The sequence below is a fragment of the Phenylobacterium montanum genome, assembly GCF_018135625.1.
Classification (GTDB): domain Bacteria; phylum Pseudomonadota; class Alphaproteobacteria; order Caulobacterales; family Caulobacteraceae; genus Poindextera; species Poindextera montana.
On record NZ_CP073078.1, the window covers coordinates 229,370 to 253,951 of the forward strand.

At 68.5% G+C, this 24,582-nt stretch carries 25 protein-coding genes; 10 read left to right on the forward strand and 15 right to left on the reverse strand.

Features of this window, described 5'->3' with window-relative positions:
- Positions 1-196: 196 nt before the first annotated feature.
- Both gltA and gltX read right to left on the reverse strand, forming a co-directional pair.
- The gene (gene gltA / locus KCG34_RS01155; protein ID WP_211938582.1) at positions 197-1,498 is read right to left on the reverse strand and encodes a citrate synthase; all 1,302 of its coding nucleotides are present in this window, start codon (positions 1,496-1,498) and stop codon (positions 197-199) included.
- A 59-nt stretch (positions 1,499-1,557) separates the two neighbouring features.
- On the reverse strand, positions 1,558-2,982 hold the full coding sequence (gene gltX, locus KCG34_RS01160) for a glutamate--tRNA ligase (RefSeq protein ID WP_211938583.1): 1,425 nt from the start codon (positions 2,980-2,982) through the stop codon (positions 1,558-1,560).
- Between the two features lie 79 nt (positions 2,983-3,061).
- Here gltX and KCG34_RS01165 point away from each other — a divergent pair, with 79 nt between their 5' ends.
- Complete coding sequence (locus KCG34_RS01165) at positions 3,062-5,233, forward strand: ComEC/Rec2 family competence protein (protein WP_211938584.1); 2,172 nt, start codon at positions 3,062-3,064, stop codon at positions 5,231-5,233.
- On the opposite strand, the gene lexA is transcribed toward KCG34_RS01165, so the two are convergent.
- The 5 genes from lexA to KCG34_RS01190 all read right to left on the reverse strand — a co-directional run bounded on the left by lexA (position 5,214) and on the right by KCG34_RS01190 (position 9,504).
- The gene (gene lexA, locus KCG34_RS01170) at positions 5,214-5,903 is read right to left on the reverse strand and encodes a transcriptional repressor LexA (protein ID WP_211938585.1); all 690 of its coding nucleotides are present in this window, start codon (positions 5,901-5,903) and stop codon (positions 5,214-5,216) included. The two genes, KCG34_RS01165 and lexA, sit on opposite strands and share 20 nt — an antisense overlap.
- Positions 5,904-6,102: 199 nt before the next feature.
- The gene (locus KCG34_RS01175) at positions 6,103-6,909 is read right to left on the reverse strand and encodes a hypothetical protein (protein WP_211938586.1); all 807 of its coding nucleotides are present in this window, start codon (positions 6,907-6,909) and stop codon (positions 6,103-6,105) included.
- Positions 6,910-7,092: 183 nt separating this feature from the next.
- Positions 7,093-7,890, reverse strand: coding sequence for an indole-3-glycerol phosphate synthase TrpC (trpC, locus tag KCG34_RS01180; protein ID WP_211938587.1), 798 nt, complete (start codon positions 7,888-7,890; stop codon positions 7,093-7,095).
- Entirely contained in the window at positions 7,887-8,903 is a 1,017-nt protein-coding gene (gene trpD / locus KCG34_RS01185) for an anthranilate phosphoribosyltransferase (RefSeq protein WP_211938588.1), read from the reverse strand. The genes trpC and trpD overlap by 4 nt, the downstream gene beginning before the upstream one ends.
- 10 nt (positions 8,904-8,913) lie before the next feature.
- Positions 8,914-9,504: an anthranilate synthase component II gene (locus KCG34_RS01190; protein WP_211938589.1), complete on the reverse strand. Its 591-nt coding sequence runs from the start codon at positions 9,502-9,504 to the stop codon at positions 8,914-8,916.
- A gap of 74 nt (positions 9,505-9,578) precedes the next feature.
- On the opposite strand from KCG34_RS01190, the gene KCG34_RS01195 reads away from it, so the two are divergent.
- Positions 9,579-9,797: a hypothetical protein gene (locus KCG34_RS01195; RefSeq protein ID WP_211938590.1), complete on the forward strand. Its 219-nt coding sequence runs from the start codon at positions 9,579-9,581 to the stop codon at positions 9,795-9,797.
- Between the two features lie 3 nt (positions 9,798-9,800).
- Here KCG34_RS01195 and trpE read toward each other — a convergent pair whose 3' ends face one another.
- Positions 9,801-11,330 carry an anthranilate synthase component I gene (trpE, locus tag KCG34_RS01200; protein WP_211940677.1) on the reverse strand — a complete coding sequence of 510 codons (1,530 nt, stop codon included), beginning with the start codon at positions 11,328-11,330 and terminating at the stop codon, positions 9,801-9,803.
- Complete coding sequence (locus tag KCG34_RS01205) at positions 11,330-13,264, reverse strand: peptidyl-prolyl cis-trans isomerase (protein ID WP_211938591.1); 1,935 nt, start codon at positions 13,262-13,264, stop codon at positions 11,330-11,332. Before KCG34_RS01205 ends, trpE begins: the two co-directional genes overlap by 1 nt.
- Before the next feature lie 170 nt (positions 13,265-13,434).
- On the opposite strand from KCG34_RS01205, the gene tpiA reads away from it, so the two are divergent.
- Entirely contained in the window at positions 13,435-14,178 is a 744-nt protein-coding gene (gene tpiA / locus KCG34_RS01210; RefSeq protein WP_211938592.1) for a triose-phosphate isomerase, read from the forward strand.
- On the opposite strand, the gene KCG34_RS01215 is transcribed toward tpiA, so the two are convergent.
- Positions 14,175-14,693, reverse strand: a complete 519-nt coding sequence (locus KCG34_RS01215) for a GNAT family N-acetyltransferase (protein ID WP_211938593.1) — start codon at positions 14,691-14,693, stop codon at positions 14,175-14,177. The genes tpiA and KCG34_RS01215 overlap by 4 nt on opposite strands.
- Before the next feature lie 103 nt (positions 14,694-14,796).
- Here KCG34_RS01215 and secG point away from each other — a divergent pair, with 103 nt between their 5' ends.
- From secG to rpmF, 5 genes are all read left to right on the forward strand, one after another.
- Complete coding sequence (gene secG, locus KCG34_RS01220) at positions 14,797-15,273, forward strand: preprotein translocase subunit SecG (RefSeq protein WP_211938594.1); 477 nt, start codon at positions 14,797-14,799, stop codon at positions 15,271-15,273.
- Positions 15,274-15,360: 87 nt separating this feature from the next.
- Positions 15,361-17,010 (forward strand): CTP synthase, encoded by a 1,650-nt coding sequence (pyrG, locus tag KCG34_RS01225; RefSeq protein WP_211938595.1) that lies wholly within the window; start codon positions 15,361-15,363, stop codon positions 17,008-17,010.
- A gap of 46 nt (positions 17,011-17,056) precedes the next feature.
- Complete coding sequence (locus KCG34_RS01230; RefSeq protein WP_211938596.1) at positions 17,057-17,392, forward strand: MmcQ/YjbR family DNA-binding protein; 336 nt, start codon at positions 17,057-17,059, stop codon at positions 17,390-17,392.
- The gene (locus KCG34_RS01235; protein ID WP_211938597.1) at positions 17,389-17,727 is read left to right on the forward strand and encodes an MmcQ/YjbR family DNA-binding protein; all 339 of its coding nucleotides are present in this window, start codon (positions 17,389-17,391) and stop codon (positions 17,725-17,727) included. Before KCG34_RS01230 ends, KCG34_RS01235 begins: the two co-directional genes overlap by 4 nt.
- 99 nt (positions 17,728-17,826) lie before the next feature.
- Complete coding sequence (rpmF, locus tag KCG34_RS01240) at positions 17,827-18,009, forward strand: 50S ribosomal protein L32 (protein WP_211938598.1); 183 nt, start codon at positions 17,827-17,829, stop codon at positions 18,007-18,009.
- Positions 18,010-18,061: 52 nt separating this feature from the next.
- Here the strand turns inward: rpmF and KCG34_RS01245 are convergent, their stop codons facing one another.
- On the reverse strand, positions 18,062-18,865 hold the full coding sequence (locus KCG34_RS01245) for an enoyl-CoA hydratase (protein WP_249138168.1): 804 nt from the start codon (positions 18,863-18,865) through the stop codon (positions 18,062-18,064).
- 100 nt (positions 18,866-18,965) lie between these two features.
- Here KCG34_RS01245 and eno point away from each other — a divergent pair, with 100 nt between their 5' ends.
- On the forward strand, positions 18,966-20,246 hold the full coding sequence (eno, locus tag KCG34_RS01250; RefSeq protein WP_211938599.1) for a phosphopyruvate hydratase: 1,281 nt from the start codon (positions 18,966-18,968) through the stop codon (positions 20,244-20,246).
- 18 nt (positions 20,247-20,264) lie between these two features.
- Here the strand turns inward: eno and KCG34_RS01255 are convergent, their stop codons facing one another.
- Both KCG34_RS01255 and KCG34_RS01260 read right to left on the reverse strand, forming a co-directional pair.
- Positions 20,265-20,972: an aspartate/glutamate racemase family protein gene (locus KCG34_RS01255; RefSeq protein ID WP_211938600.1), complete on the reverse strand. Its 708-nt coding sequence runs from the start codon at positions 20,970-20,972 to the stop codon at positions 20,265-20,267.
- A 4-nt stretch (positions 20,973-20,976) separates the two neighbouring features.
- Positions 20,977-21,552: an RcnB family protein gene (locus KCG34_RS01260; protein ID WP_249138169.1), complete on the reverse strand. Its 576-nt coding sequence runs from the start codon at positions 21,550-21,552 to the stop codon at positions 20,977-20,979.
- Positions 21,553-21,914: 362 nt separating this feature from the next.
- On the opposite strand from KCG34_RS01260, the gene KCG34_RS01265 reads away from it, so the two are divergent.
- Entirely contained in the window at positions 21,915-22,190 is a 276-nt protein-coding gene (locus KCG34_RS01265) for a sel1 repeat family protein (RefSeq protein WP_211938601.1), read from the forward strand.
- A gap of 61 nt (positions 22,191-22,251) precedes the next feature.
- Here the strand turns inward: KCG34_RS01265 and KCG34_RS01270 are convergent, their stop codons facing one another.
- Positions 22,252-23,031 carry a polysaccharide biosynthesis/export family protein gene (locus KCG34_RS01270; RefSeq protein WP_211938602.1) on the reverse strand — a complete coding sequence of 260 codons (780 nt, stop codon included), beginning with the start codon at positions 23,029-23,031 and terminating at the stop codon, positions 22,252-22,254.
- 94 nt (positions 23,032-23,125) lie between these two features.
- On the reverse strand, positions 23,126-24,376 hold the full coding sequence (locus KCG34_RS01275) for an MFS transporter (RefSeq protein ID WP_249138170.1): 1,251 nt from the start codon (positions 24,374-24,376) through the stop codon (positions 23,126-23,128).
- Between the last annotated feature and the right edge of the window lie 206 nt (positions 24,377-24,582).

A 24,582-nucleotide genomic window follows, 5' to 3' on the forward strand; every position in this document is an offset into this window, starting at 1 on the left:
ATGGCATTGGGTGGGGCGGGACGATAGGACCGGGGGGCCGTTGTGACAGGCTCCGTCCTGTGGCGTTCCCCCCCATCCGACCCGCTGCGCGGGCCACCTTCCCCCGCAAGGGCGGAAGGGTTTTAGTGCTGCAAAAGAAAACGCCTCCCCATCGTGAGATGGAGAGGCGCAATTCTCGCTGCTCGAGCGGCTCCGATCAGGCGCGCTTGTCGATCGGGATGAACGGGCGCTGGGTCGGGCCGGTGTAGAGCTGGCGCGGGCGGCCGATCTTGCGGGAGGGATCTTCGAACATCTCCTTCCACTGGCTGATCCAGCCGACGGTGCGGGCGAGCGCGAACAGCACGGTGAACATCTCGGCCGGGAAGCCCATCGCGCGCAGGGTGATGCCCGAATAGAAGTCGATGTTCGGATAGAGCTTGCGATCGACGAAGAAGGGATCGTTCAGGGCGATCTTTTCCAGCTCGATGGCGACTTTCAGCAGCGGGTCGTCGCCGTGGCCGACCTCGTCCAAGACCTCGTGGCAGGTCTTCTGCATCACCTTGGCGCGCGGGTCGTAGTTCTTGTAGACGCGGTGGCCGAAGCCCATCAGGCGGTACTTGCGGTCCTTCACGCCCTGGACGTACTCGGGGATGCGGTCGACCGAGCCGATCTCCTTGAGCATGTTCAGCGCCTCTTCGTTGGCCCCGCCGTGGCTGGGGCCCCAGAGGCAGGCGATGCCGGCGGCGATGCAGGCGAACGGATTGGCGCCCGACGAGCCGGCCAGGCGCACGGTCGAGGTCGAGGCGTTCTGCTCGTGGTCGGCGTGCAGGATGAAGATCCGGTCCATGGCCCGGGTCAGCACCGGGTTCGGCTTCCAGTCCTCGGCCGGCACGCTGAAGGCCATGCGCAGGAAGTTCTCGGCGTAGCTGAGCTCGTTGCGCGGGGTGACGAACGGCTGCCCGACCGAATATTTGAACGCCCGGGCGGCGATGGTCGGCATCTTGGCGATCAGCCGGTGGGCCGAGATCTCGCGCTGCTTGGGATCATCGACATTGATGCTGTCGTGATAGAAGGCCGACAGGGCGCCGACCGCGCCGGTCATGATCGCCATCGGGTGCGCGTCCGACCGGAAGCCCGAGAAGAAGCGGTCGAACTGGGCGTGCAGCATGGTGTGCCGCGTGATGGTGGTTTCGAACTTCTCGTACTCGGCGGCCGTGGGGAGTTCGCCGTTGAGCAGGAGGTAGCAGACCTCGAGGAAGGTCGACTTTTCCGCCAGCTCGTCGATCGGATAGCCGCGGTGCAGCAAAATGCCGGCGTCGCCGTCGATATAGGTGATGGCGCTCTCGCACGAGGCGGTGGAGGTGAAGCCGGGGTCGAAGGTGAACACGTCGGCGTCGCCATAGAGCTTGCGTACGTCCACCACATCCGGGCCGGTCGAGCCCTTAAGCACCGGCAAATCGTAGGTTTTTCCGTTGAGCGTCAGGGTCGCCTTGGTGGGCGAAACGGTCGCGTCATTCATAACCCCAGTACCCTCTTCTCTAATGGGCCCCCAACGGCCATACGGCTGTTCGAAACGCCTTATACCGTCTGCTGCGACTGCGAAAGAGCATCATCGATCCGGGCCAGGCTCTCCTCGCGTGTGAGCGCCGTCAGGCTGCTGGCGAGGTCAGGGGCCGCGGCCCCGCCGGACAGGACGCCGCGCAGGGCCTGGCCGAACTTGCCAATGCCGACGCCCTCGGCCTCGGCGAAGGCGCGGATGGCGGCTTCGAGGCCGGGAACGGTCCAGTCCGCGTGGCCGGCGAGATGGTCGCGCAGCCGCGACAACCGGCCGCGGGTCTCGTCGGTCAAAAGCTTGACGGTCTTTTCGTCCAGCGCCAGCGGGCGCTGTTTGAGCACGAACAGGGTCAGATCGGCCAGTTCCACCATGGTCTTGGCCCCGTCGCGGACCAGGGGGATGGTGCGGATCAGGGCCTCGAGGGCCGCGGCGCCGATGTGGACGCCGCGCTCTTCGTGCACCTCGCGCACCAGGCCCGCCAAGCGATCGACATCGGCCAGGCGCAGGTGATGGTTGTTGATGAAGTTCAGCTTGGCCCAGTCCAGGCGCGAGGGCGAAGAGACCGCGTCCACGATATCGAACCAGCCGATCGCCTGGGCGTCGGTGAACAGCTCGTCGTCGCCGTGGCCCCAGCCCAGCCGGGCCAGGTAGTTGCGCATGGCCTCGGGCAGGTAGCCCATCTCGGCGAACTCGACCACCGACTGGGCGCCGTGGCGCTTGGACAGCTTGGCCCCGTCCGGCCCGTGGATCAGAGGCAGGTGGGCGAAGGCCGGCTTGGCCCAGCCCATGGCTTCGTAGATCAGCGACTGGCGCGCAGCGTTGCTGAGATGGTCGTCGCCGCGGATCACGTGGGTGATGCCCATGTCGTGGTCGTCGACCACCACGGCGAGATTGTAGGTCGGGGCGCCGTCGGAGCGCAGCAGGACGAGGTCGTCCAGTTCCTTGTTCTGGAAGCGCACGTCGCCCTTGACCAGGTCGTGGACGATGGTCTCGCCCACCAGCGGGGCCTTGAAGCGGATCACGTGCGGCTGGTTGCTGCCCGGCTCCTCGCGGTCGCGCCAGGGCGAGCGGATGGCGCGGCCCTCGGCGCGGGCCTCCTGGCGGGCGGCTTCGGTTTCTTCCACGGTCATGTAGCAGCGGTAAGCGCCGCCGCGGGCCAGAAGCTCCATCACCACTTCGCGATGGCGGTCGGCGCGGGCGAACTGGAACACCGGCGGGGCGTCCGGCTTCAGGCCCAGCCAGTCGAGGCCGTCGAAGATCACCTGCACCGCCGCCTCGGTGGAGCGCTCGCGGTCGGTGTCCTCGATCCTCAACAGGAACGTGCCGCCCATGTGGCGTGCATATAGCCAGTTGAAAAGCGCGGTGCGGGCGGTGCCAATATGCATCATCCCGGTGGGGGAGGGGGCGATACGGGTGACGACGGGCCTGTCGGAGGACGAAGCGGACATAGGGGTTCCAGCGAGTGGGCCCGGCCTCGCGCGGACGGGCGTCGGCGCGGCGGCCAGGGCGTGGGCGCGGGGTCTTAGCATGGCCTGGAGCCGCCTTCCTAGCGCCGGTGATGTCTGGCGCGGCCTGGCGGAGGAGGTCCGGGCCCAGACGGATCGCGCGGCCCTGTGGACGCCGGTGGCGTTCGGCGCCGGGGCGGCGGTCTATCTGGGGCTGAAACGGGAGCCGCCGCTGTGGCCGCTGGCCGTTGCGGCGGCGGTGTTGATCGTGATGGCCTTCGCCGTGCGGCGCTGGGTTCCGAACCGGGCGGCGGCGATTTTCGCCGGCCTGCTGGCGGTGGCGGCGACTGGGTTGGCCGACGCCAAGCTGCACAGCGACATGATCGCTGCGCAGGTGGTTCCGCCCGGGCTGGGGGTGACATCGATCGAAGGCTTCGTGGTCGATGTCGCGACGCCGAGCCAGACGGGTCAGAGGCTCCTGATCGCGCCGGTGGCGATCGGCGGAATGGATCCGGGCCGGTTGCCGCTGCGCGTACGCCTGGTCTCGCCGCAGGGCGCGCCCTATGGCCCCGGGTCGGCGATCCGGGTGGTGGCGCTGCTGGATCCGCCGCCGGGACCGGCCGCGCCCGGCGCCTTCGACTTCGCCCGCGACGCCTGGTTCGAGGGGCTGGGCGGGGTGGGCCTGGCGATGAAGCCGCCGGAGTTGGTGGATTTACCGGAGCCGCCCGTGAGGCTGCGAGTGGTGATGGGGTTGAACGCGGTCCGCTGGAGCATCGCCCAGCGCCTGGCCGACGATCTGCACGCGGTGCTGGGCGACGACGATGGCGGGGCCGCGGGCCTGGCCGTGACCGTGGCCACGGGGCACGAGGACTGGCTGGATCCGGAGAGCCGCGACGATCTGCGCTATTCGGGCCTGGCGCACATGCTGGCCATTGCCGGCCTGCACATGGCCGCCGTCAGCGGCTTCGCCTTCTTCGCCCTGCGCTTGGCTGTCGCCGCCTGGCCGTGGCTGGCCCTGCGGGTCTCGGGCAAGAAGGTCGCCGCCGCCGGCGGGCTTCTGGTCGTGCTGGCCTATCTGGCCCTGTCGGGCGCCCATCCGCCGGCGCGGCGGGCCGCCATCACCGCCTCGGTGGCCTTCATCGCCATCCTCTGCGGCCGGCGGGCCATCAGCCTGCACTCGCTGTCGATCGCCGCCCTGGTGATCTTGGTTCTGCAGCCCGAGGTGGTGGTGCAGCCGGGCTTCGAGATGTCGTTCTGCGCCACCGCCGCCCTGGTGGCCCTGGCCGAGATCTGGCCGCGGCCGCAGCGGGCCAAAGGCCTGCCCTGGTATCTGGCCGCGCCGCAGGCCCTGCGCGACTGGCTCGCAGCCATGCTGACGGTCAGCTTCGTCGCCGGCGCCGCCACCAGCCCCTTCGCCATCCAGCACTTCAACCGCATCGCCACCTGGGGCCTGTTCGCCAACCTCAGCGCCGACTTCGTCGCCAGCATGGCCATGATGCCGGCCCTGGCCCTGTCGGTCGCCGCCGAGAGCCTCGGGCTGTCGGGGCCGCTGGTGCATGGCCCGGTGTTCGTCGCCGGCTGGGCGGCGAGGGCGATCGTCTGGCTGGCGCACCTGTTCTCGACCCTGCCGGGTTCGGGCCGCGGCTGGCCGAGCGCGCCGGACCCGGCGCTGCTGGTCTCCTATCTCGGCATCGTCTTCATGTGCCTCTGGCGCGGGCGCCTGAGGTGGGTCGGCCTGCCCCTGGCCTTCGCCGTCGCCTTCTGGCCGCGGCCCGCCCCGCCGGTGGCCTGGATCGCGTCTGACGGCGCCGACGCCGCCATCGTCGCCCACGGCGAAGAGATCGCGCTGAAACCCGGCAAGCGCAGCTACGCCACCCAGCTCTGGGCCCAGCGGCGCAACTTCACCCTGCCGGTCAGCCCCGAGGCGGCGCTGGCGACGGCCTATGACTGCGACCGCCAGGCCTGCGCCCCGCACCCCGGCGTTCGTCCGGCCATCGCCGCCTGGTGGACGGTGCGCAAGCCGAAGCCGGAGCGGCTGGACGCCCTGTGCCGTACGGCGGATATCCTGGTTCTGCGGGCCGATGTGGAGGCGCCGGCCTCTTGCAGCCATGTTCTGGTGCTGCGCCAAGCCGACTTCGCCGCCGGGGGAGCGGCAGAGGTGTTCGCCGACGCGGCGGGGGGCTATCGCCTGGTCTGGGCCCAGCCCCTGCGCGGAGCCAGGCCCTGGACGGGCCTTAGTGGTAGCGGCGGATGAGGCCCACCAGCTTGCCCTGCACCTGGATCTGGTCCGGGCCGAAGATGCGGGTCTCGTAGGCCGGGTTGGCGGCTTCGAGCGCGATCGAGGCGCCCTTCTTGCGCAGGCGCTTCAGGGTGGCTTCCTCGCCCTTGACCAGGGCCACGACGATCTCGCCGGAATTGGCGGTCGAGCCCCGTCGGATCACCACATAGTCGCCGTCATAGATGCCGGCGTTGATCATCGAGTCGCCCTGGACCTCGAGCACAAAGTGCTCGCCGGCGCCCAGCATGGATTCCGGCACCACCAGCTTGTCGCGCTCGTGCTGGATGGCGTCGATCGGCGTGCCGGCGGCGATGCGGCCGAGGACCGAGAGTTCCCGAGCGTCCGGCGCCGGGGCGGCGGGAGCCCTGTCGCCCTCCACCACCTGCGGCTTGAAGGTTTGGCGACCCTGCGGCGGAGCGGCGGTCGTGGCCTGCTGCGGCAGCTTGACCACCTCCAGCGCCCGCGCCCGGTGCGCCAGTCGCCTGAGGAACCCTCGTTCCTCCAGCGCGGTGATCAGGCGGTGGATGCCCGACTTGGACGCCAGATCCAGCGCCTCCTTCATCTCATCGAAGGACGGAGAGACTCCGGTCTCCTTGATGCGTTCATGGATGAACATCAACAGTTCATGCTGCTTTCGCGTGAGCATGGTGAGAACCATCCTTAAGGAACAAAGCGCTAACCCTAGGAATGTTCTCTAGGTGTTCTTCGTTAATGTCAAGTTACCGGCGAGGGCTGGTTTGGCGGGCTGGAAAAATTTTGGCATTTCAGTGGCTTGACAGCACTGATCAAGCTTGGCGCGCCGCAGCCAGCGGGGAATCACACCAGATTTCTAGCAGAGATTCGCCTCAGCTCCGCGGTCCGGCGCGGAATCGCTCCTCGGCCTGATGAACGCGCGCCCACAGTTCGTCGAGTTCGTCGGTCAGGGAGTACTGTTTGTAGATGGAGAATTCGGCCCGCGCGCCTTCGACCCTCAGCATCGAATCGCAATAGCGCCGCCAGAGGTCGTGCACGCTGCGCGCCTGGCGGCCCTGTTCGGTCGGCGGGTTCCACAGGCCGAGCGAGATCAGGGCGTCGCGGGTCTTCTTCATCCCCGGAAGGGCGCTGTAGAGGTAGAGAAAGGCCGGCGTGGCCGCTGCGGCGTAGCGCGGATGAACCTGCATGTGCCACATGCGATAGGCGGTCAGGAAGGCCTCCCGCCGCTCACGCTCGGGCGGCAGCCAGCTGGCGTCGGCGGCCGAGCCGCTCACCAGCGATTCGGCGACGTGGGCCTGCTGCACCAGCTCTTCCGGCGATTGGCCGCTGCGCAGGGCCACCGCCATGGCCTCGAACGGCACGCCCAGGCGCTTGGCGAGGCTGGCATATTCCACCGGCTGGCCGCCCACACTGGCCCAGAGGCCGAAGGTCTTGGCCGGCACGGGCTCGTTGGCCGCCTGCGTCAGGGCCGGCTGTCGGTCGCGGTGGATCCAGGCGCACTTGCCGGGGGCGTAGGTCAGGTCGCCGGGCGTGACGCGGGTGACCAGATGGTCCGCGTCCGGCGCGGGGCCCATATCGGCCAGGAACTGACGAAAGTTGCGCCAGGTCGGGTCCATGCCCGAGCCGCGGCCGAACAGGATGCGACGATGTTCCGCCGCCTCATGACGATACTTCGCCATGAGTTGCTTCTGGTCCATCGCGCGCGCGTCAGCGACATGTTTCGGCGTCGCTTCAGGGACCATAGACCCCGCATCCCCCGTCAAAATGAGCCGAGGCTTCTACCCAGTCCAGGCGGAATTCCCAAGGACAGGCAAAATGCTGCGGGGGATGTAAAAATTGAGTTATAGCCGAGACTTAGCGCGTTAAATGCTACCGGAAAGCAAGGTTTTCGTGGCCAAGACAACGTCGGATTGGCGCATCAGACTTTCGCCCACCAGCATAGCTCTCGCTCCGGTTGCTTCTAGTCTGGCGACATCGGCCGGTGTAAAAATGCCGCTTTCCGTAACCAGCAAGGCGTTGCTGGGCGCCATCCTGGCCAAGCGCTCCGTCGTAGACAAATCGGTGGCGAAGGTCCGCAGGTTCCGGTTGTTCACGCCGATCAGGTCCGCGCCGAGGGCAGCCGCGCGTTCGAGTTCGGCTTCGTCATGGGTCTCGACCAGGGCGTCCATGCCGAACCGCCGCGCCTCGGCCATCAGTTCGCCCGCCAGGGCGTCATCGACCATCGAAAGGATCACCAGGATGGCGTCGGCGCCCAGGGCGCGGGATTCGGCCACTTGCCAGGGATCGACCAGGAAGTCCTTGCGGATGACGGGCAGGGTGCAGGCCTGGCGCGCGGCGACCAGATAGGCGTCGGCGCCCTGGAAGCTGGGCTCGTCGGTCAGCACCGACAGGCAGGCCGCCCCGCCTTCGGCATAGGCCCGGGCCAGGCTGAGGGGGTCGAAATCGGCCCGGATCAAGCCCTTGGACGGCGAGGCTTTCTTGATCTCGGCGATCAGGGCCAGCCGGCCGGGCGCGTGGGCGGCTTCCAGCGCCCGGCGAAAGCCGCGCGGCGGATCGGCCTCGGCGGCCAGGATCTCGACCCCGGCCTGGGGCCGCTCGGCCTTGCGGGCGGCGACGTCGACGCGCTTGTAGGCGGCGATCTGGTCCAGGATGTCGCTCATGCCGCGTTGGTCACCTCGATCAGCCGCTCAAGCGCCGCCTGGGCCTTGCCCTCGTCGATGGCGGCGGAGGCCATATCGAGCCCCTCGCGCAGGGTCTCGGCCCTTTCCGAGACCACCAGGGCGGCCGCCGCGCCCAGGGCCGCGATCTCGCGATAGGCGCCCTTCTGGCCGGCCAAAAGGTCGCGCAGCGCCTGGGCGTTCTCGGCCGGATCGCCGCCCTGCAGTTCGGCCAGACCTCGGCGCTGCAGGCCGACCGCCTCGGGCGTTACGGTGAAATGACGCAACTGCCCGTCGCGCCACTCGGCGATGCTGGTCTCGCCGGTGGTGGTGATTTCGTCCATGCCCGAGCCGTGCACCACCCAGGCCCGCTCCGAGCCCAGGGCGCCCAGGACGCGCGCCAGCGGATCGACGAGGCGAAGATCATACACGCCTAGAACCTGGCGCTGGGCGCCCGCCGGGTTCGACAGCGGCCCCAGGAGGTTGAAGATGGTGCGGAAACCCAGCTCGGCCCGCACCGGCAGCACATGGCGCATGGCCCCGTGGTGGGCGGGGGCGAACAGAAAGCAGATGCCGGCCTCGTCCAGGGCCCGGCGCTGCTGCTCGAGCCCAGCGGCGATATTGACTCCGATCGCCGTCAGCACGTCCGACGAGCCGGAGCGGGAGGAGAGGGCGCGGGTGCCGTGCTTGGCCACCTTCAGCCCGCACCCGGCGGCGATCAGGGCCGCGGCCGTGGAGATGTTGTAGGTGTGCAGGCCGTCGCCGCCGGTGCCACAGGTGTCGATCACCTGGTAGGGATGTTCCAGCATCACCGCCGAGCGGCGCATGGCCCTGGCGCAGGCGGTGATTTCGCCCACGGTCTCGCCGCGCATGCGCATGGCGGTGACCGCAGCCCCGATCTGGGCCGGGGTCGGTTCGCCGCGCAGGCACGCGGCGAAGAAGGCGTCGGCGCTCTCCTCGGAAAGCGTGCCGCCGTCGGCCAGGAGGGCCAGGAGCGGCTTGAAGCTGTCGATCATGCGGCCGCCTTCAGACCATCGCCGTGCGGCGGGCGCCGGCAAGGTCGAGGAAGTTCGACAACAGCTGATGGCCGCCTTCGGTGGCGATGGATTCCGGGTGGAACTGCACCCCGTGCACCGGTCGGGTCCTGTGCTGCAGGCCCATGATCTCGCCGTCGTCGGTCCAGGCGGTGATCTCCAGCTCGGCCGGGAACGTCTCCCGCTTGATCGACAGCGAGTGGTAGCGCGTGGCGGTGAAGGGGTTCGGCAGGCCCTTGAACAGGCCCTTGTCGGCGTGGTGGATAGGGCTGGTCTTGCCGTGCATCAGGCTCTTGGCGCGGATCACCTCGCCGCCATAGGCCTGACCCATGGACTGGTGGCCCAGGCACACGCCCAGGATCGGCAAATCCTCGGGCGCGGCGCGCAGCAGGGGAAGGCAGATGCCGGCCTCGTTGGGGGTGCAGGGGCCGGGTGACAGCAGAACGGCCTCGGGCTTCAGCGCCAGGGCTTGTTGCACGGTCAGGGCGTCGTTGCGCCAGACCTCGGTCTCGGCGCCCAGCTCGTTCAGATAGTGAACGAGGTTGTAGGTGAAGCTGTCGTAGTTATCGATAACCAGGATCATGGCGCGACCTCTTGCCCCGGGGGTAATAGGGCCTCGGCTCTTTCGCGCCAAGGGCCGGCGTCTACACTTCCGCCATGACCGAATCCGAGTCGCGCCAATCCGACGAGCGTTTCGCCAGGGCCATGGCCAGGGCGCGCGCCTATCTGCACCATCAGGAGACGCCCCAGAAGGTGTGGCCGGTGCTGGCCGCCGCCGGGTTTTTCGCCGTCTCCTCGATGGTCTTCGCCACCGCCGCGGTGATGGCGCCGTCGCCCGACCTGACCCACGCCCCGGCGGTGCGGGGCCTGCAATAGGCCCTAAGCGAACCGCCAGGCCTCTTCGGCCGCGCGCCTCAGCGCCGCCGACTTGTGCAGGGTCTCTTCGTATTCCGCGTCCGGATCGCTGTCGGCCACCACCCCGCCGCCCGCCTGGACATAGAGGGTTCCATCCTTGACCAGGCCGGTGCGCAGCACGATGCAGGTGTCGATGCTGCCGTCGCAGCCGAAATAGCCCACCGCCCCGGCATAGCCCAGGCCGCGCTTTTCGCTTTCCAGCTCGTCGATGATCTCCATCGCCCGCACCTTGGGCGCGCCCGAGAGGGTGCCGGCGGGCAGGGCGGCCATCAGCACATCGACCGGGTCCACGCCCTCGGGGGCGTCGCCCTCGACGTTGGAGACGATGTGCATGACGTGGCTGTAGCGCTCGATGGTGAAGCTCTCTGTGACCCGGACGCGGGGGCCCTTCTGGCGCGTCTGCGGCTGGTTGGCGCCTTCATGCCTCAGCATGGCCACACGGCCGACGTCGTTGCGGCCCAGGTCCAGCAGCATCAGGTGCTCGGCCCGCTCCTTGGGGTCGGCTAGCAGTTCCTTTTCCAGCTGCGCGTCTTCTTCGGGCGTCTTGCCGCGGGGGCGGGTGCCGGCGATCGGGCGGATGGTGATCTTGCCGTCGCGCAGCCGCACCAGGATCTCGGGGCTGGAGCCCACCAGCTGGAAGCCTTCGAAGTTCAGGTAGAACAGGAACGGCGAGGGGTTCAGCCGCCGCAGGGAGCGGTAGAGGGCGAACGGGTCCAGGTCGAAGTCGGCGCTGAACCTGTGGCTGGGCACCACCTGGAAGATGTCGCCGGCCTCGATGTAGCGCTTGGCCTTCTCGACGATCTGGCCGTAGGCGGCCCGGTCGACCTTGGAGGCGAAGGATTTGGGCGCGTGTGGCTCGCGCACGGGCGCCGCGGGCAGGGGCCGGCGCAGGTCCGCCAGCACCGCCTCCAGCCGCGCGCAGGCTTCCGCGTAGGCTGCTTCGGCCGACTGCTTGCCGGGGCGGGCGGTGGTGGTCAGCACGATTTCCTGCCCGATGGAGTCGAAGATCGCCACCACCGAGGGACGGATCATCAGGCCGTCGGGCAGGCCCAGGGCGTCCGGGTTGACGTCCGGCAGCCGCTCGACCAGGCGGATCATATCGTAGCCGATGGCGCCGAACAGGCCGCCGGCCATGGGCGGCAGGCCCACCGGCAGGTCCATGCGGTTCTGGGCCACCAGGTCGCGCAGGGAGTCGAGCGCGCCGACAGGTTCGGTGCGGAAGCGGCCGTGGGCCAGATCATCGCCCTGACAGACCTCGGCCCGTTCGCCATAGCAGCGCCAGATCAGGTCCGGCTTCAGCGCGATCACCGAATAGCGGCCACGCCAGGCGCCGCCCTCGACCGACTCGAACAGGAAGGCGTTGGCCTTGCCGTGGGCGATCTTCAGATAGGCGGAGACCGGCGTCTCCAGGTCGTCGACGATCCGCGTCCAGACCAGCTGGGCCGCGCCGCTGTCATAGAGCCGGCGAAACGAAGCAAGGTCCGGCGCGATCATCACGACTTGGGCGTTCCCTTGCCGGACGAGGCCGGGGTGGTGTCGGCGGAAAGGCCCAGGGCTTCGCGGGCGCGGGCCTGGTCGATGGTCGGCTTGATCTTGGCGATCGCGGCCGAGCGCATCAGCTGGCCCATGTCGTCGAAGAGCTGCTGCGACAAGGGCTGCTCGCCGCGCAGGACCAGCGGCGCCATCTGGGCCGCGGGCGGGGCCTGGATGCTGTCCAGCCGCGCGACCATGATCGCCTGGGCGGTCAGGGTGCTGAAGGTCTCGCCGGCCTTGGCGGCCAGGATCTTGCCGGCGGCTTCGGGGCCGAGCGCCCGGTTCTGGCCCAGGGTGGCGCGGGTCAGGCCCTGGGCATGCTGCGCCTGAGCGCCCATGGACGCGGCGATCGCCTCCATGGTCTCGCCCTTCTTCAGCCGAGCCAGGGCTTCGTCGGCCTTGGCCTGCAGGCGGCTGGTGATCTGGTCGATCATGTAGGCCTGCATCAGGCGGGGCTTGATCTCGGCCAGGGCAGGCACGGAGGGGGGGATCACCTTTTCGACCCGCACGGCGAAGTATTCGCCCGAGGCTTCGTTCTCCATGTCGGTCTCGCCGCCTTGGGGCAGCTTGAAGGCCTCGCTCAGCAGCTTGGGCGTCAGCCCCTGCGGGGGGGCGCCGCCGGCGTCGCTGGGGTTCATGCCTTCGGCGGTGATCGGGCCGATCTGCATCACCACGCCACCGGACGCCTTGGCGGCTTCGGCGAGGTTCGATCCACTGGCGTGGGAGTCCTGGTACTTCTGCACCGCGTCGAACACCTTCTGGCCAGCGGCGTCCTTCTTGACCTGGGCTTCCAGGGTCGGGCGCATCTCTTCCAGGGTCGCCTGGTGAGCTGGCTTGATGTCCGTCACCTTGACGACCGCCAGGCCGAGCGCGCCCTGGATCGGGCCCTTGACCTCACCGGCCTTCATCGCAAAGGCGGCGTCGGCCACCTTGGGATCGGCGACGCCGCTCTGGGCGGTTTCCTGGTAGGAGATCGGCGAAACATTGATCGACTTGGCCACCGCCGCCGGGTCCTGGCCCTGGTTCAGCTTGGCGACCACCGCCGCAGCAGCGGCGGCATCCTTCACCGGGATCTGGACCAGCGAGCGCTTTTCGGGGGTCGAGGCGGTGTCCTTGCGGAAGTTGTACAGCTTTTCCACCGCCGCCGGGTCGGCCGGCATGGACCCGGCCATGGCCTGGGCGCTGAAGCGCACCACCGACAGCACCCGACGCTCGGGCAGCTTCAGGGCCGCGGCGTGGGCGTTCAGGAAGGCCTGCAGTTGAGCGTCGGTCGGCGGTTCGGGCTTGGCCACATTGCCGGGCGACAGCATGAAGAAGGTCAGGTTGCGGCTTTCGAACTCATAGCCGGCGACCATGGCGCCGTAGGTCTTTGGCGCGCGCAGGCCGGCGCCGATGCCGGCCGCCAGGTGGTTCTCGGCGATCTGGTCTCGTTCGATGGTCTCGAACTTGTCCGGCGTCAGGTCGTTTTCGGCCAGGGTGCGCTGGTAGGCGTCCTTGTCGAACCGGCCGGTGATCTTGTTGAAAAAGTCCGGCTGCTTGGCGATGGCGTCGCCGACCAGGGAGTCGGCCGGGATCACGCCCATGCGATGAACGAATTCGTCGAAGGCTTCGGCGCCCGAGAGGTCGTTCAATATCTGCTGGTCGAAGCCGCCCGCAACAGCGTCCTGCAGCGAGACCGGCTGGCCTTGGCGCTGTTCGATCTGCTTCAGGCCCAGGTTGAACATGCGCTTGAACTCTGCGGGCGTCACTTCGCGCGAGCCGGCGGTGACCACCGCATTGGATATCCGCCCGTGGAACACATCGCGGATGCCCCAGATGGCGAAGCTGACGATGAGAAGGCTCAGCAGCACGACGGCGAACGGGGACTTCGCAAAGTTGCGAAAGGCGGCGAGCATGGTTCGGAAGTCCTCGAGGGCAATGACGCCCGCGGCGAAGCGGGTCGAGCGATATAGGAGACTGGCGCGCCCAGGGGCAAGGGTTGACGCTACGTTGGCGCCGTGGACAGGGCCGGCGCCATGACCTAGGCCGTGCTTCCTAGATCTCGAAAACGAGACGGGGACCTACGATGACCACGCACCTGATCGCTGGAAACTGGAAGATGAACGGCCTTGGCGCCGACCTGGCCGAGGCCTCTGCCCTGGCGGCGGCCCTGAAGGCAGAGCCTGCCCGGGCCCGCGTCGCCCTCTGCGCGCCGGCCACCCTGGTCGAGCGCATGGCGCGAACCGTGGTCGGTACGGCGGTGATCGCCGGCGGCGAGGACTGTCACGCCGAGGTCAGCGGCGCCTTCACCGGCGACATCAGCGCCGAGATGCTGGCCGAGGCCGGGGCGGCGATGGTCATCGTCGGCCACTCCGAGCGGCGCACCTATCACGGCGAAACCGACGCCATCGTGGCGGCCAAGGCGCTGGCGGCCCGGCGGGCGGGCCTGGAGCCGATCATCTGCGTCGGCGAGACCTTGGCCGAGCGCGAGGCAGGCCGGGCGCTGGAGGTGGTCAACGCCCAGATCGCCGGTTCGGTCCCCGCGGCCCTGGCCGGATCGCCGGTGACGGTGGCTTATGAGCCGGTCTGGGCCATCGGCACGGGCCTTACCCCCACCACGCCGCAGATCGAAGAGGTGCATCAGGCGATCCGCGCCGCGCTGGTCAAGGCGCTGGGCCAAGCGGGCAAGGGGGTGGCGATCCTCTACGGCGGCTCGGTCAAGCCGGCCAACGCCGCCGAGATCCTGCATGCGGACGAGGTCGGCGGAGCCCTGGTCGGCGGCGCCTCGCTGAAAGCGGCGGACTTCCTACAGATCGTGCGCGCGGCTTAGAGCAGCAGCCCGAACAGCAGGCAGTCCCGGCGTTCGCCGTCGCGCTCGATGTGGCCGCGCAGGACGCCCTCCTGCTCGAAGCCCAGCCGTTGCAGAAGCCGCACCGAGCGGACATTGCCCACGTGGGTGCGGGCAGCCAGCTTCTTGATGTGCAGTTGCTGGGCGGCGTGGTCCAGCACCGCCTGCATGGCCTCCAGCGTGTAGCCTTCGCCCCAGACCGAGCGGGCGGACAGAAAGCCGATCTCGGCCCGCTTGTGCCATGGATCGATGTCGGAGAGGTCGCAGACACCGATGAAGGCGCTGTCGGCGTCGCGGACCATGGCCCAGTGGATCGCCTCGCCCTCCTGCGCGGCCTTTATCTGGCCCTCAAGGATCATCCGGGTCAGTTCGAGGTCGTCGATCTCTCGGATGTCCCAGTAGGCCATCACCAGGGCGTCGCTCATCAGGCCGTGCAGGGCCTCGGCGTCGCCGGCCGCCAGGGGCCTCAAGGTCAGGCGCGGGGTGCGCAGGATCATGTCGCGACCTCTAGCCTTCCGGGGGCCATGGTGCTAGACCGCGCGGCTTGTTGCGGCGGCGCTCCTTTCGCGCCGGCGCGCTTTCAGCTGTCCGCAAGGCCCCATGCTTCTCAACATCCTGCTCGGCGTCATCATCGTGGTCTGCGTCGCCCTGGTGGCGCTGGTCCTTTTGCAGCGCTCGGAAGGCGGGGCGCTGGGCATGAGCGGCGGCGGACCGGGCGCGTTCATGACCGCTCGCGGCACCGGGGACTTCCTGACCCGCACTACCTGGATTCTGGGGCTCACCTTCTTTGGCCTGTGCATGGCCATGACCCTGATCTCCGGCCACAACCGCGCCCACTCCTCGGTGGTCGACCGACTGAAGCTGCAGGCCAATCCGAGCACGCTGAACCAGCCGGCCGCTCCGGCCCAGCCCGCGCAGTCGGCGCCGCCTGTCGGCGGCTTCACCGCGCCGTCGGCTCCGGCCGCAGCGCCCGCGGCTCCGCCGCCGGCCCAGACCAGCCCGCTGAACCCGTTCGGCCCCAACACCGTCGTCACCCCAGCGGGCAAGGCCGAGCCGGCCAAGAAGCCCGCCCAGTAACCTGGTCAGTACATCGCTGTGAAAATTCATCGCACCCCAGGCGAAGGCCTGAGTCATGCCCGCGAATCAGGGGTAATCTGACCGCCCATGGCCCGGTACATCTTCATCACCGGCGGCGTGGTTTCCTCGTTGGGAAAAGGTCTCGCGTCCGCCGCCCTTGGCGCGCTTCTGCAGGCACGCGGCTACAAGGTCCGCCTGCGCAAGCTCGATCCCTATCTCAATGTCGATCCGGGGACGATGAGCCCCTATCAGCACGGCGAGGTGTTCGTGACGGATGACGGGGCCGAGACCGACCTCGACCTCGGCCACTACGAGCGCTTCACCGGCGTGTCGGCCACCAAGGGCGACAACATCACCACCGGTCGCATCTACCAGACCATCCTGGAGAAGGAGCGGCGGGGCGACTATCTGGGCGCCACGGTGCAGGTGATCCCGCACGTCACCGACGAGATCAAGAAGTTCGTCCTCTCCGAGGCCAAGGCCGAGGACGGATCGGACGTCGACTTCGTGCTGGTCGAGATCGGCGGCACGGTGGGCGACATCGAGGGCCTGCCGTTCTTCGAGGCTATCCGCCAGCTGGGCCAGGAGCTGCCGCGCGGCCACTCCTGCTTCGTGCACCTGACCCTCCTGCCGTTCATCAAGACGGCCGGGGAAATGAAGACCAAGCCGACCCAGCACTCGGTCAAGGAGCTGCGCTCGATCGGCATCCAGCCCGACATCCTGCTCTGCCGCTGCGAGCAGGAGATTCCGGCTGGCGAGAAGCGCAAGATCGGCCTGTTCTGCAACGTGCGCGAAAGCGCGGTGATCCAGGCGATGGACTCGGAGTCCATCTACAAGGTGCCGCTCGACTATCACCGCGAGGGCCTGGACGCCGAGGTGCTCGCCGTGTTCGGCATGAGCGACGCGCCGGCGCCCGATCTGTCGCGCTGGGAAGGCATCTGCGAGCGCATCGCCCATCCGGACGGCGAGGTGAACATCGCCGTCGTGGGCAAGTACACGGTGCTGAAGGACGCCTACAAGTCGCTGATCGAGGCCCTGGTGCACGGCGGCGTGGCCAACAACGTCGGGGTCAAGATCGACTGGGTCGAGTCCGAGCAACTTGAGAAAGACCCCCAGGCCGCCGCCGAGCGGCTGGAGAACGCGGACGGGGTGCTGGTGCCGGGCGCCTTCGGCCAGCGCGGCGCGGACGGCATGATCCGCGCGGTCACCTTCGCCCGCGAGCACGCCGTGCCCTATTTCGGCATCTGCTTCGGCATGCAGATGGCCATGGTCGAGGCGGCTCGGAACCTAGCGGGGATCGAAAAAGCCTCGTCGACCGAGTTCGGCCCGACGCCGGAGCCTATTGTCGGCCTGATGACCGAGTGGGTCAAAGGCAACACCCGCGAGATCCGCACCGAGGGTGACGATCTGGGCGGCACCATGCGGCTGGGCGCCTATGAGGCGATTCTTAAGCCCGGCTCCAAGATCGAGGAAATCTACGGCTCACCCACCATCAGCGAACGCCACCGGCACCGCTACGAGGTCAATATCGCCTACAAGGAGCGGATCGAGGCCACCGGCCTGATGTTCCGCGGCATGTCGCCGGACGGGGTGCTGCCCGAGACCTGCGAGCGCGACGATCATCCCTGGTTCGTCGGCGTGCAGTATCACCCGGAACTGAAGAGCCGCCCCTTCGCGCCCCATCCCCTGTTCGCCAGCTTCATCGGCGCCGCCAAGGTTCAAAGCCGGCTGGTCTAGGTCGCCGGTACGGGTTGGATTAGCATCCCGCGCGGGAGGCTCGCCCATGTCCACCCGTGAGGACGCCCGCCGCATCGCGCTCGGACTGCCCGAGGCCTATGAGGACACGCATCGCCGCGCGCCGTCCTTTCGCGTCGACAAGCGCATATTCTGCATGTTCCCGCGCGAGACCGCGCACATCACCCTCAAGCTCGAGCGCGAGGACCAGCTGAACATGATCGAGGGGCATCCCGAGGCGGTCGGGCCGGCCCGGCTCTATGCGCACCACGGCTGGACCTATGTCTGGACCGAGCAGGCGGACGAGGCGCTGCTGGGCGATCTGCTGCGCCTGGCCTGGACCCACGTTGCGCCGAGGCGCCTGGTGCGGAGAGCTCAGCCATGACCGAGGACGACATCCGCCGCATCGCCCTGGCCCAGCCGCAGGCGGAGGAGGCCGACCATCACGGCATGCCCTCGTTCCGGGTTTGCGGGAAGATCTTCTGCACGCTGCACCAGGATCGCCCCCGGGCCATGGTCAAGCTGGATGCGGAGGACCAGGCCAATCTGGCCGCCGGCCACCCTGGCGTGATCGAGCCGGTCCCCGGCTATTGGGGCCGCAAGGGTTCGACCTTCGTCTGGCATGAAAAGGTCGATATGGACTTGATGCGGACGCTGATCGAAATGGCCTGGCGCAACGTTGCGCCGGCCAAGCTGAGGACGGCTCCGCGCGGGCCTTGAATCCTTGGGCGGTTTGAGGCATACACCCGCGCTCACGTCGGCGGCCTAGGCGTTCACCCGGGCCGCCGTCTCCATTTTCATGCCGGTGGGATCTCTCCGATGGCCGTTCCTAAACGCAAAGTCTCTCCCTCGCGCGCCGGCATGCGCCGCTCGCACCACGCCCTGGGCGCCAATTCCTATATCGAAGACAAGGAAACCGGCGAACTGCGTCGTCCGCACCACGTCGACCTGAAGACCGGCATGTACAAGGGCCGCCAGGTTCTGACGCAAAAGGAAGACTGAGGTCTTCGCAAGACCCTTCCCCCTTCGATCGGGGGAAGGGCTTTCGCGCCGCCTATTGCGTGCGCCCCCGCGCCAGCACCGCCTGGCGGTTCGTTTCCACGATCTCTGGCGTGATCCCGGCGTTCCACCGACTGGAACGCTCGTGCTCCAGCGCCATCGCCTGGCCGAAGGGCAGGCCGAAACCGTCATTGATCATCCGCTTGTAGAACGCCGCCATCTCCGGCGGGATGGTCGCCATGTCGGCGGCCAGCTTCAGCGCGGCGGGCATCAGCTCCTCCGGCGGCACAACCCGGTTGACCAGGCCCCAGGCGCAGGCGGTTTCGGCGTCGAGGAAGTTGCCGGATAGCGACAGCTCCTTGGCGCGATAGATCCCGATCGCCCGCGACAGCTTCTGCGACAGGCCCCAGCCCGGGGTGATGCCGACCCGGGCATGGGTGTCGGCGAAGCGGGCGCGGGTTGAGGCGATCAGCACGTCACAGGCCAGGGCCACCTCGAAGCCGCCGGTGATCGCCACGCCGTTGATCGCCCCGATCACCGGCTTGGAAAAGCCCTCGATCGCCTTGACCGGATTGGCGACCGCCTCGGTGGCGTTGGCGGCGCCAAGGCCGCCTGGATCCGAACCCAGCTCCTTCAGGTCGAGGCCGGCGGTGAAGGCCCTGTCGCCCGCGCCGGTGAGGATCGCCACCCGCACCTCCGGGTCCTTCTCCAGCGCCACGAACGCCTCGGCAAGGGCTGCGCGCAGGGCCTTGGACATGGCGTTCATGGCCTCGGGCCGGTTCAGGGTGACGACGGCGACGCCGTCCGACTTTTCGACCAGCAACATCGGTTGGGGCTCCTCCAGGCTCGTTTCGGGCATGGCTGCGCCCCCCGGCGGAAGTCAAGCGGCTTTCCCGCGCGCCCCGCCTGAGGTAAGCCCACGCCGCGCCGCGTTTGCGCGCCACCTTCAGGGGAAGCTCATGACCGAGATCGTCGACATCGTCGCCCGCGAAATCCTGGACAGCCGCGGCAATCCGACCGTGGAAGTGGATGTGACGCTGGACGACGGCGCCTTCGGCCGCGCGGCGGTCCCCTCGGGCGCCTCCACCGGCGCTCACGAGGCGGTGGAGAAGCGCGACGGCGACAAGTCCCGCTATGGCGGCAAGGGCGTCCTGCAGGCGGTGGCCGCGGTCAATGGCGAGATCTTCGACGCCCTGTCCGGCCTGGACGCCGAGGACCAGCGCCGGCTGGACAACCTGCTGATCGAGCTCGACGGCACGCCGAACAAGAGCCGCCTGGGCGCCAACGCCATCCTGGGCGTCTCGCTGGCGGCGGCTAAGGCCTCGGCCATCTCCAAGGATCTGCCGCTCTACCGCTATGTGGGCGGCGTCTCGGCCCGCGTGCTGCCGACCCCGATGATGAACATCATCAACGGCGGCGCCCATGCCGACAATCCGATCGACATCCAGGAATTCATGATCCTGCCCACGGGCGCGGACAGCTTCTCAGACGGCCTGCGCATGGGCGCGGAGATCTTCCACGCCCTGAAGAGCGCGCTGAAGGCCGCCGGCCACAACACCAATGTCGGCGACGAGGGCGGCTTCGCCCCCAACCTGGCCTCAGCCGAGGCGGCGCTGGAGTTCATCGTCAAGGCGGGCGAGGGCGCCGGCTATAAGGCCGGCAAGGACTTCCAGCTGGGCCTGGACGTGGCCTCGACCGAGTTCTTCAAGGACGGCCGCTATCACTTGGAAGGCGAGGGCAAGACCCTCGATCAGGCCGGCATGGTCGACTACCTGGCCGGCCTTGTGGCCAAGTTCCCGATCGTGACCATCGAGGACGGCTGCGCCGAGGACGATTTCGAGGGCTGGAAGCTGCTGACCGACAAGCTGGGCGGCAAGATCCAGCTGGTCGGCGACGACCTGTTCGTCACCAACCCCGCTCGCCTGTCGGACGGCATCGGCCGGGGCCTCGCCAATTCGATCCTAGTCAAGGTCAACCAGATCGGCACCTTGTCCGAGACCCTGGACGCGGTCGATATGGCCCATCGCGCCGGCTACACCGCGGTGATGTCGCACCGCTCGGGCGAGACCGAGGACGCGACCATCGCCGACCTCGCGGTCGCCACCAACTGCGGCCAGATCAAGACCGGCTCCCTGGCCCGCTCGGACCGCACCGCCAAGTACAACCAACTGCTGCGCATCGAGCAGGAACTGGGCGACCAGGCGGTCTATGCCGGGGCCAAGGCCCTCAAAGCGCGCTGATCGGAAGCGGGCGCTGGGCTACTGTCCCAGCGCCCAGTCCACCGCCGCCAGGGCGTGCAGGGTGGTGGTGTCGAAGAGGGGGACCGTGCTGTCCTCCGGCTTCACCAGCAGCATGATCTCGGTGCAGCCCAGGATCACCGCCTGGGCGCCGCGCTGGACCAGCCGGGCGATCACCTCGCGATAGAGCGCGCGCGAGTCCTCGCGGACGATCCCGGCGATCAGCTCATGATAGATGACCCGATGGACGACCGCCCGGTCGTCGTCATCAGGGACCAGCACCTCAAGCCCGTGCTCTCTTGCCAGCCGGCCCTTGTAGAAGTCCTGCTCCATGGTGAAGGCGGTGCCCAGAAGGCCGACGCGGGTCAGGCCGGCGGCCCGGATCGCCGCCGCGGTGGGATCGGCGATATGCAGCAGGGGGATGCCGGTCGCCGCAGCCACCTCGTCGGCCATGCGGTGCATGGTGTTGGTGCAGATGACGATCAGGCCGGCGCCGCCGCGCTCGAGCCGTTGCGCCGCCTCGATCATCATCCCGGTCAGGCGATCCCATGCGCCGGCGTGCTGCAGGGCCTCGATCTCGGCGAAGTCGAAAGTCCACATCAGGCTGCGCGCCGAATGGGCCTCGCCTAGCCGCCGCCGGGCTTCCTGGTTGATGATGCGGTAGTACTCCGCCGAGCTTTCCCAGCTCATGCCGCCGATCAGGCCGATGACGCGGTCGCCCGGCCGCATCGGCTCAATACCCGCCGGAGATGACATCGAAGATCAGGCCCGTGCCCATCGCCACGAGGACGAAGTCGTCGCCCTCGTGCACCCAGTAGTAGCCACGCGGCGGCCGGCGCAGGTGGTAGCGGCCGAAGTCGCTGACCACCGCCCCGCGATAGGCGGGCGGCAGGACCTGGCCGCGTCGCCAGCGGCCGTAGGCCGCGCCCGGGGGGGCATAGCGTGGCGAGCCATAGCCAGGGACGGCATAGGGGCGCGCGCCATAGCCCGGCGGACCATAGGCGGGCGGGCGGTAGCCGGGATAGGTGGGATAGGCGCCGCCGGGGGGGTAGTATTGCGGCCGGGCGGGCTGATAGGTCGGTTGGCCCCGGCCGCCGTAGGGCGGAACATAGTAGCCGCCGCGCTCTGGGTCGCGACCGCCCGGCGGGGCGTATTCCTGACGCCCGCGCGGCGCTTCGCGCTGTTGCTGCTGCTGTTGGTGCTGGCCGCCCCGCTCGCGATCGCCGTGATCGCCATGCTCGGCGCGCGCGGCGATCGGCGCCGTCAGGGCCAGGAGCGCGATCGCGGCAAGGCGAACCCACGATTTCAAGATCCTGCCTCCTTTCCGCCGATCTTCGCCGGGCACCCTGCCGCGTTGCGGGTGAACCGAGGCTGAACGATCGAACTCCAAGCCTACATAGCCCGTCGCGGCCCGGGCGGCGATCCCTGGCCAGGAGGTCGGATCATTCGCACACTGCACACTTGCTGGGCGTCGATGCGACAACTTGTCTTAAAGAAGTATTCGCGAGCCCAGGTGCGACCAAAGTGCGCATGTGGCCAGGTTAAGAATGGCTAACGGACGCCTTAATCATATTTTCAACTACGAGGACGCCTAATGCTCTCGAGGGCGAGAAAACCGCTCCGGACACCGGGCGGCCCGCTCCCCTCATCGAATTTGAGGGAGCTGACAAAATGTACGTTGAGCAAACGCCGCCGGCCATTGTTGGTCTGCCGCTGCCGAAGGCCGATTCCACCGGGGACGAGCTGTTCCGGATGGGCCTTCTCTATTCCACCGGCCAAGGGGGCGCGCCCCTGGACTACGTCTCCGCGCACATGCTGTTCAACCTGGCCGCCATGCGCGGTTCGGTCGAGGCCAAGGTCTACCGCAAGGAGATCAGCCAGGAGATGGATCCGATGGACGTGGCCGAAGCCCAGCGCGCCGCGCGCGAATGGCTGTCCCACGGCTGATCTGATCTCGGCGCGGGCTGCGACAGGCGCCCGCGCGCCGACCCCGAACTGATTTGCTGTCTTATTTCGCGACCGTGCCTGCCAGATAGGTCGGGCCGACGGTGTAGTTGAAGCCGAACTGCACCGGGTTGATGTCGCGGAAGTACTGCTGGACGAAGATCCCCGCCTCGGCGATCCGCGTGCGGGGAACATAGACCACGTCGAACCGTCGCAGCGGCACAACGTCCGTCAGCCCCGGATCGCTCACACCCCGCATCAGGTTCGCGGTCCGCATCATCGCCTGGCCGTTGGGCCCGCGGCGGATGATCACCACCTCGGTCCGCTTCGCCGCGGTCTTGAAGCCACCGGCCATGATCACCGCCTGCAGCGCATTGATGTCGCCGGGCATGTCGTAGACGCCGGGCTTGTCGACCTCTCCGCCAACAAACACCTTCAGGGGCGCCGCCTTGACCGAGACGGTCACCATGGGCTGCAAAAGCTGGCTGGCGTAGGCGCGGTCCAGGATGTTCTCGACATCACCAAGGGTGCGGTCGGCCACCTCGACCGGCGGCAGGAGCGCCAGGCTGATGCGGCCGTCGGGCTGCACCGTAACCGTCTTGGAAAGCTCCGGAGCGGAGGGAACCGTGACCTCGACCTCGTCGCCGGGATAGAGCCGATAGGGCGGCTCGGCCGTGCTCCAGGTGGCGTAGGCGATGTTCGGGAAGTTCGCCGAAGGATGCGGCGAAGTGGCGAACACGTCCGGCCGCGCCTTCTCGACCGTGTCGCAGGCGGCCAGCGTGCAGGCGGCGACGCCGGCTGCGAGACCGAGCAGGCGAGGGCGATGGAAGCGATTGAAAGCCATGGCGAAGGCGAGCTTCGGATCCTCTTGGACACTGAAGCCAGTGTTAAGGAGAAGGGGTAATTTCCGGTTAAGGGCGGTCGCCAAAGTCATCGGTTCATGGGCTCGCCCGGCCATCGAGCCTTCCCCGAAGCCCGGTCAGACCGAGGACTGCCAGGCCGGCGAACCCGGCCCCGGCGAGGAAGGTGGCCGAAGGGCCGACGTGTTGCCACAGTTCGCCGGCGAGCGAACTCGACGCTATGACCGCGAGGCCGGTGGCGAGGTTGAAGACGCCGAAGCCCGTGCCGCGCAACCGCGCCGGGGCCGTGTCTGCGATGAGGGCTGAGAACAGACCCTGGGACAGGCCCATGTGCGCACCCCATAGCCCCGCGCCCACAATGAGGCCTAGCGGCGAGCGGAAGCCGGCGATGACGAGATCAGCGAGGACAAGGACGACGAGGCCGCCGGCCAGCACCTGCCAGCGAGGCCTCCGATCCGACAGGCGGCCGGCTGGCGCCGCAATCAGGGCATAGACCAGGCTCATCGCCGCCATCACGATCGGCGCCTGCGCCGCAGCCAGCCCGACATCGATCGCCCGCAGAATCAGGAAGGCCTCGCTGAACCGGGCGAAGGTCATGATCACGCCGAGGATCAGCACCGCCCAGAAGGCGCGGCCCATGCCGGCGACTTCGGCCAGGCGGATCGGCGTGCGCGCCGGCCCGGAGCTCTCGCGCTCTGGCTCCTTGACGCCGAAGACTAGCAGCAACACGCAGATGATCGCCGGCGCCACGGCCCATCCGAGCACCTTGCGAATGTCGGCCAGGGCCAGCATCAGGCCCATCGCCGCGAGCGGGCCGGCGACTGCGCCGACGGTGTCGAGCGCCTGGCGCACGCCATAGGCGGCCCCTCGCAGCGCGCTGGGCGTTATGTCGGCGACAAGGGCGTCTCGCGGCGCCCCGCGCAGCCCCTTACCCACCCGGTCCGCCAGGCGCGCCGCCAGGACCGCGCTCCAGGTTTGGGCGAGGGGAAAGACCGGTTTCGTCAGCGCCGCCAGCCCATAGCCGGCCACCGCCAGCCACTTGCGATGGCCCAGGCGATCGGAGAGCCAGCCCGAGAAGACCTTGGTGACCGAGGTCGCCCCCTCCGCCATGCCTTCGATCACGCCCAGCAGCGCCGCGCTGGCGCCCAGAGTCGAGACCATGAAGATCGGAAGGAGCGCATGGATCATCTCGGACGACAGGTCCATGAACATCGAGACGAAGCCGAGCGTCCAGACGGCGCGCGGTATCGCGCGCCAGCCCGCGATGCCGGTGATGGGCGGGGCGCGATCGGAAGACCCGTCCCGGGCGGATTCCGTTTCTTCGGTCATCTGGTGCGGCCGCCTTGAGTCGTCACGCGCTGAAGCCGGCGGCCAAGCTTGAGCCGTTCGATCGCCGTCCCCGTGGACCCTACCGGCTCGGCCCTGGGGGCGCGACAGGTGTTTCGATCAGGGCCGATGCGGGCCGCCGCCTTTCGCCGGTATGGGTAACCAGAGCTTAATCGCAGCAGGCCAACCTTCCCGGCCGAGCCTATACT

Excerpts from the sequence above, each read along its gene's own strand:
- gltA (WP_211938582.1), bottom strand. The coding sequence starts at position 1,498 with ATGAATGACGCGACCGTTTCGCCCACCAAGGCGACCCTGACGCTCAAC.
- gltX (WP_211938583.1), bottom strand. The coding sequence starts at position 2,982 with ATGTCCGCTTCGTCCTCCGACAGGCCCGTCGTCACCCGTATCGCCCCC.
- KCG34_RS01165 (WP_211938584.1), top strand. The coding sequence starts at position 3,062 with ATGGCCTGGAGCCGCCTTCCTAGCGCCGGTGATGTCTGGCGCGGCCTG.
- lexA (WP_211938585.1), bottom strand. The coding sequence starts at position 5,903 with ATGCTCACGCGAAAGCAGCATGAACTGTTGATGTTCATCCATGAACGC.
- KCG34_RS01175 (WP_211938586.1), bottom strand. The coding sequence starts at position 6,909 with ATGGCGAAGTATCGTCATGAGGCGGCGGAACATCGTCGCATCCTGTTC.
- trpC (WP_211938587.1), bottom strand. The coding sequence starts at position 7,890 with ATGAGCGACATCCTGGACCAGATCGCCGCCTACAAGCGCGTCGACGTC.
- trpD (WP_211938588.1), bottom strand. The coding sequence starts at position 8,903 with ATGATCGACAGCTTCAAGCCGCTCCTGGCCCTCCTGGCCGACGGCGGC.
- KCG34_RS01190 (WP_211938589.1), bottom strand. The coding sequence starts at position 9,504 with ATGATCCTGGTTATCGATAACTACGACAGCTTCACCTACAACCTCGTT.
- KCG34_RS01195 (WP_211938590.1), top strand. The coding sequence starts at position 9,579 with ATGACCGAATCCGAGTCGCGCCAATCCGACGAGCGTTTCGCCAGGGCC.
- trpE (WP_211940677.1), bottom strand. The coding sequence starts at position 11,330 with ATGATCGCGCCGGACCTTGCTTCGTTTCGCCGGCTCTATGACAGCGGC.
- KCG34_RS01205 (WP_211938591.1), bottom strand. The coding sequence starts at position 13,264 with ATGCTCGCCGCCTTTCGCAACTTTGCGAAGTCCCCGTTCGCCGTCGTG.
- tpiA (WP_211938592.1), top strand. The coding sequence starts at position 13,435 with ATGACCACGCACCTGATCGCTGGAAACTGGAAGATGAACGGCCTTGGC.
- KCG34_RS01215 (WP_211938593.1), bottom strand. The coding sequence starts at position 14,693 with ATGATCCTGCGCACCCCGCGCCTGACCTTGAGGCCCCTGGCGGCCGGC.
- secG (WP_211938594.1), top strand. The coding sequence starts at position 14,797 with ATGCTTCTCAACATCCTGCTCGGCGTCATCATCGTGGTCTGCGTCGCC.
- pyrG (WP_211938595.1), top strand. The coding sequence starts at position 15,361 with ATGGCCCGGTACATCTTCATCACCGGCGGCGTGGTTTCCTCGTTGGGA.
- KCG34_RS01230 (WP_211938596.1), top strand. The coding sequence starts at position 17,057 with ATGTCCACCCGTGAGGACGCCCGCCGCATCGCGCTCGGACTGCCCGAG.
- KCG34_RS01235 (WP_211938597.1), top strand. The coding sequence starts at position 17,389 with ATGACCGAGGACGACATCCGCCGCATCGCCCTGGCCCAGCCGCAGGCG.
- rpmF (WP_211938598.1), top strand. The coding sequence starts at position 17,827 with ATGGCCGTTCCTAAACGCAAAGTCTCTCCCTCGCGCGCCGGCATGCGC.
- KCG34_RS01245 (WP_249138168.1), bottom strand. The coding sequence starts at position 18,865 with ATGCCCGAAACGAGCCTGGAGGAGCCCCAACCGATGTTGCTGGTCGAA.
- eno (WP_211938599.1), top strand. The coding sequence starts at position 18,966 with ATGACCGAGATCGTCGACATCGTCGCCCGCGAAATCCTGGACAGCCGC.
- KCG34_RS01255 (WP_211938600.1), bottom strand. The coding sequence starts at position 20,972 with ATGCGGCCGGGCGACCGCGTCATCGGCCTGATCGGCGGCATGAGCTGG.
- KCG34_RS01265 (WP_211938601.1), top strand. The coding sequence starts at position 21,915 with ATGTACGTTGAGCAAACGCCGCCGGCCATTGTTGGTCTGCCGCTGCCG.
- KCG34_RS01270 (WP_211938602.1), bottom strand. The coding sequence starts at position 23,031 with ATGGCTTTCAATCGCTTCCATCGCCCTCGCCTGCTCGGTCTCGCAGCC.
- KCG34_RS01275 (WP_249138170.1), bottom strand. The coding sequence starts at position 24,376 with ATGACCGAAGAAACGGAATCCGCCCGGGACGGGTCTTCCGATCGCGCC.